This is a genomic window from Vibrio sp. 10N.247.310.17, from assembly GCF_041466605.1.
Taxonomy (GTDB): Bacteria; Pseudomonadota; Gammaproteobacteria; order Enterobacterales; family Vibrionaceae; genus Vibrio; species Vibrio tasmaniensis_A.
Genome location: NZ_JBFSTC010000038.1, coordinates 1 through 12487, shown reverse-complemented (window position 1 = coordinate 12487; position 12487 = coordinate 1). Strand labels below are relative to the sequence as shown.

The window sequence follows — 12487 nt, the reverse complement described above, 5'->3', positions numbered from 1 at the left end:
TTAAGGTTTAAGGTTTAAGGTTTAAGGTTTAAGGTTTAAGGTTTAAGGTTTAAGGTTTAAGGTTAACAGCTATAAGCTGTATTGAAGATAACCTAACTTAAGATAACTTTAATTTAAGACAATGAGCCCCATCGTGTTAATCACGTGGGGCTTTTTGTTTCAATTTGATAATGGTGTGGTTATTTATGCACACAATGTTCTTTTATATAACCGTTTACATTTCTACATTTGCAGTGTTTTGAATCTATCAAATGAGAATCAGCAGATTTATAGCTCAATCAAAATACATTTATTTAACATTTAGCTCTAAAAACACCACATGGCGCAAACAATAACCCTAAAAGTAAACTATCCCTAGACACCCTCTAAGATCCCGCTAATATGACCGCCAATTCCGCTAGTGTATAGTTGGATTTGGTACAACTTCATAAAAAGATACATCACTATAATAAATTAACAATTGCAGGTATTTTATGCAAAATCACAACATGCTCGCCCGCATCGCTCGTGGAAATCTCGTTCTACAGATCCTTGCTGGTATTGTTTTCGGTGTCGTTCTCGCCATGGTTTCTCCTTCAGCAGCTCAAGATGCAGGCCTATTAGGTAGTCTGTTTGTTGGTGCTCTGAAAGCTGTTGCCCCAATTTTAGTATTCATTCTTGTTGCAGCTTCTATCGCAAACCAAAAGAAAGGTCAGCATACCCATATGCGTCCAATCATTGTGCTTTACCTGATTGGTACGTTCTCTGCTGCACTGACTGCTGTAGTACTGAGCTTCATGTTCCCAACCACTTTGACACTGGTTGCTGGCGCTGAAGGTGCTAACCCTCCTCAAGGTATTGCAGAAGTTCTTCATACGCTTCTATTCAAGCTTGTAGACAACCCAGTTAGCGCACTAATGAACGCGAACTACATCGGTATTCTAGCTTGGGCCATCGGTCTTGGTCTTGCACTGCACCACGCATCTGCAACAACCAAAGCGGTTTTCGAAGACCTAAGCCACAGTGTTTCACACATTGTTCGCTTCATTATTCGTCTTGCGCCATTCGGTATCTTCGGTCTTGTTTCTGCTACATTCGCAACAACAGGCTTCGATGCACTGGCAAGCTACGGTCAACTACTAGCAGTACTACTAAGCTCAATGCTGATCATCGCACTTGTGGTTAACCCACTGCTTGTATTTATTAAAACAAAACAAAACCCATACCCACTTGTACTGCAATGTATTCGTGAATCTGGTGTAACGGCATTCTTCACTCGTTCAAGCGCTGCAAACATCCCAGTGAACATGAACCTTTGTAAGAAGTTAAAGCTAGACGAAGATACTTACTCTGTATCGATTCCTCTGGGCGCAACGATCAACATGGCAGGCGCTGCAATCACCATCACTGTGTTAACGCTTGCTGCTGTACACACTATGGGTATTGAGATTGATATCTTCACTGCGATTCTACTAAGCCTTGTTGCTGCAGTTTCAGCATGTGGCGCATCGGGTGTTGCTGGCGGTTCACTACTGCTTATCCCGCTAGCGTGTGGCCTATTCGGTATTTCAAACGATGTAGCGATGCAGGTTGTAGCGGTTGGTTTCATTATCGGTGTGATTCAAGATTCAGCTGAAACGGCGCTTAACAGCTCAACAGACGTAGTGTTCACTGCGGCTGTATGTAAAGCCGAGCAAAACAAAGAGCAATAAGCCTTTAGCTGCTCTGAACCTAAACAGTTCTAAGCTCTAAGCTCTAAAAAGCAAATCGTACATAAACAAAAAGGGAAGCAGATGCTTCCCTTTTTTTGTTTGAGTGCTTTACCCGCCGCAGTCAATAATACCTACCGTATGACTTAGCGGCTTAATGCAGTCAGTTATAACATCTACACTCATAGAACATCGTTGGATTCTTTTAATTGTAGAACTACTCGTTTCAGTCATGTTCAGAATACAGGTAATAACTCATAAACACGGTTTATTAATTGCTCTTCCAGTTAGACTCGACTACCGGTTGGCTAAAGTCCAAAGAACCGCTATTAGAGTTAGCTTGCTTATCTTGTGATGCTCGATTCGCGCTTGCCTTGGCACCATCATGGTTTTCAGCCGCCTGTTGGTGATTGTTGCCATTTAAACCTTGAGCACTTGAAGCTTCGGTATCCAAATCCGCCTTATCGACACCTAACTCATCACCCTCTTCGTCAGAGGCTTCTTTCACTTTCTTATGTACTGGGATATCGCGTTTGTAGAGCTTGTTGAGCGCTTTAACGATAGAGTGCTTGGTGATTGCTTCTTGCGTCAACTTGGTCATTATTGGCTTAGTCAGAGCCTGTAACCCCACAACGGCATCAACACCAAGATCCCCACCAACTTTATCTCTCAAATACCTAGCATCCGCATAGCCAAAATGAGCCGATAAGAATAACCAGATATACGCGATAGCATTGCCGTGCTCACCATGGTCAATCCACGCCTCACCGGCTTTAAACATCGCTTCTGCACAGTTTTTTTCAGCTGCCGTTTCAAACCAGTAAACCGCTTCACGATGATTAGCGACAACACCAACACCGTTCAAATAGCTCATACCCAATTTGATTTTTCCGTCTAGGCTATTCTTTTCAGCCGCTTTTCTGTACCACATGAAAGAGCTTTCTGGAGAATAATCCGGGTTCTCTCTATCTAAGCACCAATCCCCCATGAAAAGCATCGCTTCGGTGTTACCACTAACCGCAGACTCTTCAATATAGGCGCTGCCTTTCGGAAGGTTTTTCTCAACTCCGCGACCAAACACGAGTGCTTTACCCACCTCGAATTTTGCAAGCGGATCGTTATCCAGTGCTGATATCGCTAACTGCCAAAAATTGGCCTTTTCTCTTAAAATTAGGTCTTCTTTGCACTTCATACTCAGACGCACAATGCCGTACATGCCGTTGACATTGTCTAAATGGGCAGCTTTATCGTACCAATACAGAGCTTCCTTAAGATTGACTCGTTCGGCCTCTTTCGCCAAATACAAAATCGACGGCACATGCCCTGTTTCAGCCTTAAATTGACGATCTTTTTGCTCTTGGATACGTGCTTTTTCAATCGCTTTTCGGTAAGCGACAGCGCGAGCTTTACGTTCTTGTTCCAAGCGCTTTTTTCTTAGCGACAAAGAGACCAACCAAACAGCAATCAGTATTAACGAAAGAGCGGTCGCACCAATTGCGATTCCCATTGTACTCATAAAATATTTTATCCTAACTCGGCTAATAGCACCCTACACAGGAAAGCAATCAACCTATAGCGAGCAGTATGTTTGAATGACAGGGAAAAGCGCAGTTATTAAAACGATCCGCCCTAAAATGAATTTTGTTCAGTATCTCAGGAATACATAATGATAAAAAGCCTACGAGTATCTATCCGTCAGCACTCCATTAATGCTGTGATCCCGCTCGCTTTTTATCTATAAGTCTTGGGGCGTTACTTATTCTATCTTATCTATCTTATCTAGCAGCTTATGGCCTAGACTTTCCAACTAACCTTGCTGCATCTTCTCCCAAATGGTCGGAGAGCCAATATAGTCTTGAACCGTAGTAATGAACTCTTTCACCAATTTGGTCTGCTTACGATGCGGATACACAGCATAAATAGCCGTATCAACCGTCGATATTGCATAATCAGGAAGTAACGTAACCAAGCCCAACTCTTTCATTGAGGCATACAAGTTTGATTGGTCAAGGAAGCCATAACCTAAGCCATCTTTTACGCAAGACACCATGGTGCGAACATCACTGACCTTATAGTTGCCACGAATCGTCAGGCTTTGGAAAATGTTGCCATGTGGCTCTTCACTGATCCGCAGGTGATCGACTGTCATATCACCATTGGTATAGATAACCGCAGGTAAGGAGAGCAAATCTTGTGGCGTCTTTGGCTCACCGTGCTCTTTCACAAAGTCGTTCGATGCAACGAGCATGAAGTTACTGTCGGCAATTTTTTTAGCAATCAAGTTGGATTCAACAAGCTTACTGAAGCGAAATGCAATATCAAACTGCCCGGCAATGATGTTGGCGATCTTGTCGTCTAGTGACAGCACAATCTGAACATCCGGATACTTTCTCATGAACTGAGTAATAATAGGTTGCAAGTATTGCTGACCAAAATAGATCGGCGACGTAATTCGTAACACACCTTTGGGCTCAGATTGGTACGAGTCGGCAATGCCTTGGATCTGATTAATAGTATCTTTCAGTACATAGGTTTGCGCGAGAATATCTTCCCCTGCCGACGTCAACGAGAACGAACGCGTAGAACGGTTGAGCAACTGAACACCTAAATCTTGTTCAAGCTTTTTTATCTGTTTAGAGAGTGATGAGTTGTCCATATCGTGTAAAGTTGCCGCTTTGGTAAACGACCCTTGTTGAACCACATCTAAGAACAACAACAACTGGTTAGTATTTGGCACTGCGCCTCTCCTGAAATAAAACTCGACTAACGTTCATCTTTGGGGGTGTCCATCACAACCATAGTCGTAATCGATTGCACCTGAGCACATTCCCCAAGCACATCGGCATGAAACTTCTTATAGCCCGGTAGATCTTTGGTTTCTACCCTTAGCAAGTACTCGTTGGCACCAGTAATGTTGTGGCACTCCACCACCTCTTTTTCCATACTGACGTGCTGTTCAAACTCTAGCTGAGCCGCTTTGCTGTGGCTCGATAAACCAATCGAAACGTAAGCAATAAAGCCAACGCCCATCAGGCCATTATCCAGAACTGCACGGTAACCTTGAATGATCCCTTTACGCTCGAGATCCTGTACTCGCCTTAAGGTCGCTGAAGCCGACAATCCTATACGTTCTGAAAGCTCAATGTTGGAGATTCTGCCGTCCAATTTAAGCTCTTGCAATATCCTTTCGTCAAATCTATCCATAAGTACTTATTATTGTGCATTTAGTGATAATAGAGGAAATAAAAGCACATAATTGCCTCACTTTCCACCTACTATGTTTCTCAACACGTGAAAGTCATGACCGGTCAGTCACTTCGTTCATTTTACTGCTGGAGAATCACAATGCCTTTAGAACAACTTAGCGCACTTGCCTTGTTTGCGTTTGTCTCGACCTTCACACCAGGTCCAAATAACATCATGCTCATGACATCAGGAGCCAATGTTGGCTTCGCCCGTACTATTCCGCACATGCTGGGCATTGCTCTGGGTTTTGCAGCCATGTTGCTATTGGTTGGCTTCGGCTTAATGGGGATTTTTAACGCCTATCCGGTCTCTCACCAAATCTTGAAATACCTGAGTCTTGCTTACCTCGTGTACCTTGCGATTAAGATAGCATTGAGCGGCAAAGCCAAAAGCACCGAGGCTTACAAACCCATGACTTTCATTGGCGCAGCGAGTTTTCAGTGGGTGAACCCTAAAGGCTGGTCAATGGCGCTGACGGCAATTTCAGTGTACAGCAGTGGTAGTTCATGGTGGGAGCTCGCGATCATCGCCAGTATATTCACATTAGCCAATTTGCCTTCTGTGACATTCTGGACAGCGGCAGGTAAACAGCTCCAGCATTGGCTAACAACACCCGTTCGAATCAAAAGCTTCAACTATGGTATGGCAGGGTTACTTTTAGCATCGACGATTCCGATGATCTAATCGACTTACTTTATCTATTGATGGTTAGTACACCGGTGCTAACCATCCGTTTCTTTAAAAGAGCTTAATAATCTCGCTTAGCCATTGACCAAATGTCGCCTGCCCACTCGGCGTTAACGTCCAGACAAAAGCCACAACATTAAGTGACACTGTCACGAAAAATACAAATCTAAATGGTTGCTTCTGCGTTTTATGACGCAGTTTATCTTGAGCAATTAACGCCCCTAACCAACCACCAGCAACAGAAAAAATATGCAGAGTTTTCTCTGGTACACGCCAATTACCATTGATTGCCGCTCTCTTGTCCTTCGCGTACACAAAAAACGTCACTATTCCGATAACTAAATACCACACCAAGAGCGCTTTTGAACTTTCTGAAAACAACGCAGATACCGCTACCAATACCAGATAAGTAATAGCGATTTGAATAGATGAAGACAACATCAACTCCTTTGGATAATGAACAACATAGCGTCACCATTCCACATTAAAGACTCACTAAGGCTATTTGAGACGAATGAGTACAAACTTTTTTTGATAGAAAAAACAACCAGCGAGTGAAGTGCCACTAAGCTCACATAAATAAGGCGTAGTTATCACCCCTAGCTACTACTCCTATCTTCTACGCCTATGGCTAACCAACTGTATTTTATGAGCTATTGAACCAATAAAAAAGCGCGTTAACCACCACAATCCGTGATATCGACACTAGGTTTCCTATTTTTACGGATTAAAAATAACTTAATACATAAGCGTCACAAATAGTGGAGCATCGTTAAGCCTAGGATATTCATCTTCGTAAAAAATATGGATATCAAAACGTGAACGAAATAAATACCAATAAACACGAGATTCTACAAAGTACCTTGAAGATTGCAAAAACAAAGAGATTCAATATTGCGCAAACAAACAGCTTCAAACGTTCAGCTTTAGCCAAGGCGATATTGCCTCTCGTCACCGCGACCTTGGTAGCAGGCTGTGGAAGCGACACTAGCAAAACAAACTCTGACAGCAATAGTCTATATAAAGCCGCTGAAAACGAAGTTGTTATTTATTACAAACGAGATGTTGCAGCGGCTCGCGCTTCTGGCTCGACCTACGACGGCTGGGGGCTTCACCTTTGGAATGGTGAAGGTTGTACGAGCACTGACTTAGTCGGCATGGGATTAGGTAACAATGGGACTGACTGGGACGTACCTTATGAATTCAAGGGCATCAATGATACCTATGGCGCCTACTACGTGTTGAAAGTCGATCCAGATGCATCCGATCCTCATAAGTGCATCAACTTCATCTTGCATAATGGCGGCGATAAGGCGTTTGGCAGCGCCAACTCGAAAATTGATCTCACCAAACTGAGTCAATCTCAATCTGTATTCGGTTTCCATGGCAGCAGCGCGCTGTACTACGAACCGATTTCAGAACGCCCAGTTAAGATTGATGGCCAGAAGGCACATTGGTTGGACTCAAACACAATCGCTTGGGAAGCAGCAGACGGTGCCGATTCTCTCAAGTTGTTCTACGCACTCGATAACAGCATCACGATAAACGATGATAAGGCGATCGTCGGTGGGCAGGCCGTTGAACTCAAAAAAGATGGCAAGCTATCCTCTGCATTAAAAGAACGCTTCCGTCATCTAGCAAGCCTACCCGCTTTATCAATTGATGTTGACGCCAGCACGCTGCGCACCATCTTGAAATCTCAGATCATTGTTGTTGCGTATAATGCGAATGGCGACGTTATCTCTTCAACTGAAGTTCAAAAGCCCGGCGTACTTGATGCTGTATTTGCCAACGAAGAGGCCGGTAACGCAATCGGAGAAACACTGGGGGCGATTGTGGAAGGCAGCACGACGACCTTCAAACTTTGGGCTCCTACTGCGCAAGATGTTGGGCTCGTCCTCTACAGCGAAGACCGACAAAGTTCAAAAGTGATCCCAATGACGGAAAGCTTGGAAACAGGCATTTGGGCAACGGATTCAATTTCTAACGCCGTGAATAGTTATTACCGTTACCAAGTGAAGGTCTACCACCCAACCACTGGTAATATCGAAACTCGCCTTGTGACCGACCCATACTCACTCGGCTTGTCGAAGAATTCAGCATACTCACAAGTGATTGACCTTGATGAAGCAGCACTGATGCCACAAGGTTGGGCTGGATATAAGCGCCCAACGGTGAAGAAAGACGAAGACCACGTACTGTACGAATCACACCTTCGTGACTTTAGCTTCAGTGATAAGTTAGGTACAGCAAGCTTAAACGGCAAGTACCTAGCGCTAACAGAAGCCGATCGTGAGTCAGTAAAACACTTGAAAGCTCTGAAAGATGCCGGTTTAACTACGCTTCATATCTTACCTGCATTCGATATCGCTACCATCAATGAAGATGACGCGAGCCGCGTGGATATCACCGACACCGTTGGCAAACTCTGTAACGTAAAACCAACGGCGACTTTATGCGGCACCGAAGATGAAAACAAAACCATCGAAACCGTACTCAACAGCTATAACTCTTCAACAGGCGATGCCCAAGCTCTAATGAACGATCTGCGTATGCTAGATAGTTTCAACTGGGGCTACGACCCATTTCATTACACCGTTCCAGAGGGAAGTTACGCGACAGATCCTAACGGTTCAAAACGTATTCTAGAATTCCGTCAAATGGTTAAAGCTGCGCACGACATGGATCTGAAACTGATCATGGACGTGGTTTATAACCATACCAATGCGTCTGGCGTGAACGATAAGTCCGTATTGGATAAGATCGTCCCTGGGTATTATCACCGCCTGAATGTGAACACAGGTGGCGTAGAAACCTCAACGTGTTGTGATAACACCGCAACTGAAAACCTAATGATGGGTAAGTTGATGGTCGACTCACTCAAGGTATGGGCTGACGACTATAAGGTTGATGGTTTTCGTTTTGATTTAATGGGCCACCAGCCAAAAAGCGTGATGGTTGAAGCATTGAAAGAAGTGCGCAAGATCGACCCAAATACCCTGTTCTATGGCGAAGGTTGGGACTTTGGCGAAGTAGCAAACAACGCTCGCTTCGAACAAGCCAACCAGATCAATATGGCAGGCACCGAAATTGGCACCTTCTCTGACCGTTTGCGTGATGCAGTACGAGGCGGTAGCCCATTTGATGGCGGTGTCGATTCTGAAGGTAAGCACCCACTTCGTTTTAACCAAGGCTTCGGTAACGCCGCGTTTGCCAACGAAGAAACCAAGGTTGATCAAGACTCAGTCAACGGCCGTTTACACAACCAAGATCTTGTGCGATTAGGCATGGCGGGGAACTTAGCCGAATACGTATTACTGGATTACAAAGGTGATACCAAACTGGGCAAAAACGTCGACTACAATGGCGCACCTGCCGGCTACACCAAAATGCCGTCAGAGAACATCTCTTACGTTTCCAAGCACGATAACCAAACTCTTTGGGATAACAACGCTTACAAAATCGCCGAAGGCACAAGCTCTGCAGAACGTGCTCGTATGCAGTCTGTATCGCTCTCGACCGTCATGTTGGGCCAAGGCATCCCGTTCATCCACATGGGGTCTGAACTGTTACGTTCTAAATCGATGCAGCGTGATTCTTACGACTCTGGCGATTGGTACAACCGTGTGATGTTTGATGGTACTGGCAATAACTGGAATGTTGGCTTACCTCGTGAAGACAAAGATGGTGCCAACTGGGAACTCATCAAAACCATCATTGCCGACAGCACAGCCAAGCCTGCAAAAGAGGACATTGACCTAACCAAGCAGCAATTCCTAGAGCTGTTAAAAATCCGCAGCTCAAGTGAACTGTTCCGCTTAGACACAGCAGAAGAAGTCATGAAGCGTGTCGACTTCCGCAATGTGGGCAAAGATCAAATCGAAGGCCTGATCGTGATGTCAATTGATGACGGAATCTCCACGGGCAAAGACCTAGATACTACCGCTGATGCGATTGTGGTTGTGATAAACTCAACGAGTAAATCTCAATCGTTCAAGATCACGGGAGCAACGGGCTTTACACTCCATACCATTCAGCAGAACTCTGCCGATGACATCGTGAAAGGCGCCACCTTTTCCGCTGAGACTTTCACCGTACCGCCATTAACCACCGCTGTGTTTGTGCAAACTCAAGGCGCATCACAAGGTGCTGGGTTATCGGTTGATAACTCACAAAAGGACGTATCTAAGATTCCGCCATATGGCAAAACGACCGTCTATGTACGTGGTGCAATGAACGGATGGAACCCGACGGACGCATGGGCGATGAACTTCGTTGGTAACGGCGTTTACTCTGTCAGTGGCGCTCTGGCTGTGGGTGAATATGGCTTCAAGTTTGGCGGTTCTACTTGGGGTATCTTGGATATTGGCTGTCACTCCGTCGACTTAGCTCAGGGCTCGATCAACATTGGTAGCGAAGGCGACTGTAAGTTGAATGTAACCGAAGCGGGCAACTACACATTCACACTGAATGCGATTCATCAACTCAATGACAGCGCAGAAAAAGCCGTGGTATCTGTGACGAAACAATAAGCTTCACATTCACATTCACATTCACATAATCATCACAGACGAGCCTGTTTTTTTGGGGAAGAGCGAGGGGAGGTATTAACCTCCCCTTTTTTGAGCAGCCGCTCACATACCACATCAACTACGCCCCGATTTTCTTACCCAAGGAGGATAAAGCCACATTCTGATTAAGCTAGCCTCCTAACGATAACGTCTATATCAAATATAACGTCTAACACAGCTTCAACGACAAAGCCCTACAGCTCCACTTCTCGAGATGGAATATAAGTATGTACAACAAGAAACATTCAATCTATCAAGTTTTTACCCGTTTGTTCGGCAATCAGAATACACAGAACACACCTTGGGGAACCATTGAACAAAATGGCGTGGGCAAGTTTAGTGACTTCACCAATAAAGCGCTGACAGAAATTAGAGAACTCGGCATCACTCATATTTGGTACACCGGAGTACCACATCATGCTGTGATCAACGACTACAAGCACATCGGCATCTCAGACGATCATCCAAGCGTTGTAAAAGGACGGGCTGGCTCACCTTATGCCGTCAAAGATTACTACTCCGTAAACCCAGATCTTGCTGACAACCCAGCGCAGCGTTTACAGGAATTCGAAGCCTTGATCAAAAGAAGCCATGACAATGGTTTGAAAGTCATCATTGATATCGTCCCTAACCACATTGCCCGTAATTACCAAGGCTTGAATAACCCAGAAGGCGTACGTGACTTTGCCGATCAAGATGACACGACTGTTGAGTATCATCGCAACAATAACTTCTATTACATTCCTGACAGCACATTTGAACTGCCCGAGATCGAACCTGCGTTCATTCCTCTTGGTGGCGAACAACACCCGAATTTAGCCTCACCGTTTCTTGAATCCCCAGCCAAATGGACAGGAAACGGATCGCGCTTGAGCAAACCCAACTTCGACGATTGGTATGAAACCGTAAAAATTAACTATGGCGTGCGACCAGACGGTTCAAAAGACTTCCCTGAACTACCGGACGATTACGCGATGCGTGATCACCTCGCCCACTACCATTTCTGGCAGCAAGTTGATGTGCCGGATTCATGGGTTAAGTTTCGAGACATCGCATTATATTGGTTAGAAAAAGGCGTCGATGGATTTCGCTACGATATGGCAGAAATGGTACCGGTCGAATTCTGGAGCTATCTCAATTCATCAATCAAAGTAAAGAATCAAGACGCCTTTTTGATGGCGGAAGTGTACCAACCGGACCTTTATCGTGATTACATTCGCTTGGGTAAAATGGACTACCTGTATGACAAAGTCGATCTTTACGACGGCCTAAAAGCAATTATGCAAGGTAAGGCTTCAACGGCAATCATCCCTGAGATCCAGCATCAAATGATGGACATCGAACACCACATGATGCACTTCTTGGACAACCACGATGAGCAGCGTGTCGCGTCTCCTGAGTTTGTTGGTAACCCACACATTGCCAAACCAGCCATGTTAGTCAGTGCGCTATTAAGTAGCTCTCCCACCATGATTTACTTCGGGCAAGAAGTCGGCGAATCGGGCGCGGAGAACGCAGGCTTTGGGCAACCTTCTCGCACGTCTATATTTGACTACATCGGTGTTCCTCAACATCAAAAATGGATGAACGGAGGAAAGTTCGATGGTGGGCAGCTCAACGATGATGAAAAGCAGCTCAGACTCTTCTATCAACAAGTGATGACGTTTTCATTGAACCATTCATCGATGACCGGAGCGTACCAAGACTTACACCAATCCAATCAGCTAAGTGATTCTGTTTATGCTTTCTTGCGTTTTGATAATCAAGAACTGGTTATCGCCGCGGCTAACTTCAGCCAAAGCAAAACGGATCACATCCAGCTGAAGGTGACGGCAGAGGTTATTCAAAAACTAGGCATTGCTGACGGAAGCTATACGCTCAAAGAACATATTGAAGGCGCCCAACAACAGACGCTGTATGTGGAAAACGGTGTCGGTTACTTCAGTGCAGAATTAAAACCCCTAGCCGCTTTCGCTTGGGTGTTAACCCTTTAATCAATCGTTCTAAAAGTAACCAGCAATGACGGCGTTAAACAAGAGGAAACGGTACTTAACGTCGTCTTCGGATAGGAGCGCACTAATGTGCGCTCTGAGTTATTGCAAAATAAACACTGCGATACGCTGGGTATAAAATACCAACCGAGCATCCTTTGTGCTCCGTGGGGCCTCACTTGCGTTCAATGGTATGTATATGATCATGTTAAATACTCCTGTAATTTACATAAGCGCCCATGCGCTCACTACCCCCCTCTGGCAGGATAGTTGTCACTGTTAAAATTTAACCAGTTTGGGCGAT

8 protein-coding genes are annotated in these 12487 nt (G+C 45.0%); 4 read left to right on the top strand and 4 right to left on the bottom strand.

Annotated features, from left to right (window positions below; translation table 11 throughout):
• Positions 1 to 473 precede the first annotated feature (473 nt).
• Positions 474 to 1691 carry a serine/threonine transporter SstT gene (gene sstT / locus AB6D80_RS12355; protein WP_009845849.1) on the top strand — a complete coding sequence of 406 codons (1218 nt, stop codon included), beginning with the start codon at positions 474 to 476 and terminating at the stop codon, positions 1689 to 1691.
• Positions 1692 to 1959: 268 nt separating this feature from the next.
• Here the strand turns inward: sstT and AB6D80_RS12350 are convergent, their stop codons facing one another.
• The 3 genes from AB6D80_RS12350 to AB6D80_RS12340 form a co-directional block, all read right to left on the bottom strand.
• On the bottom strand, positions 1960 to 3195 hold the full coding sequence (locus tag AB6D80_RS12350; protein ID WP_029223177.1) for a tetratricopeptide repeat protein: 1236 nt from the start codon (positions 3193 to 3195) through the stop codon (positions 1960 to 1962).
• A 300-nt stretch (positions 3196 to 3495) separates the two neighbouring features.
• Positions 3496 to 4425, bottom strand: coding sequence for a LysR family transcriptional regulator (locus AB6D80_RS12345; RefSeq protein WP_012600171.1), 930 nt, complete (start codon positions 4423 to 4425; stop codon positions 3496 to 3498).
• Between the two features lie 26 nt (positions 4426 to 4451).
• On the bottom strand, positions 4452 to 4892 hold the full coding sequence (locus AB6D80_RS12340; RefSeq protein WP_009845852.1) for an Lrp/AsnC family transcriptional regulator: 441 nt from the start codon (positions 4890 to 4892) through the stop codon (positions 4452 to 4454).
• A 141-nt stretch (positions 4893 to 5033) separates the two neighbouring features.
• Here AB6D80_RS12340 and AB6D80_RS12335 point away from each other — a divergent pair, with 141 nt between their 5' ends.
• A complete protein-coding gene (locus tag AB6D80_RS12335) occupies positions 5034 to 5618 on the top strand; it encodes a LysE family translocator (RefSeq protein ID WP_029223716.1) in 585 nt (194 codons plus the stop codon).
• Between the two features lie 54 nt (positions 5619 to 5672).
• Here the strand turns inward: AB6D80_RS12335 and AB6D80_RS12330 are convergent, their stop codons facing one another.
• Entirely contained in the window at positions 5673 to 6062 is a 390-nt protein-coding gene (locus tag AB6D80_RS12330; protein ID WP_017101556.1) for a DUF1294 domain-containing protein, read from the bottom strand.
• Positions 6063 to 6439: 377 nt separating this feature from the next.
• Between AB6D80_RS12330 and pulA the strand changes: the two genes are divergently transcribed.
• Positions 6440 to 10153 (top strand): pullulanase-type alpha-1,6-glucosidase, encoded by a 3714-nt coding sequence (gene pulA / locus AB6D80_RS12325; RefSeq protein ID WP_371708294.1) that lies wholly within the window; start codon positions 6440 to 6442, stop codon positions 10151 to 10153.
• A 266-nt stretch (positions 10154 to 10419) separates the two neighbouring features.
• Complete coding sequence (locus AB6D80_RS12320) at positions 10420 to 12186, top strand: alpha-amylase family protein (protein WP_372188636.1); 1767 nt, start codon at positions 10420 to 10422, stop codon at positions 12184 to 12186.
• Positions 12187 to 12487: the final 301 nt, after the last annotated feature.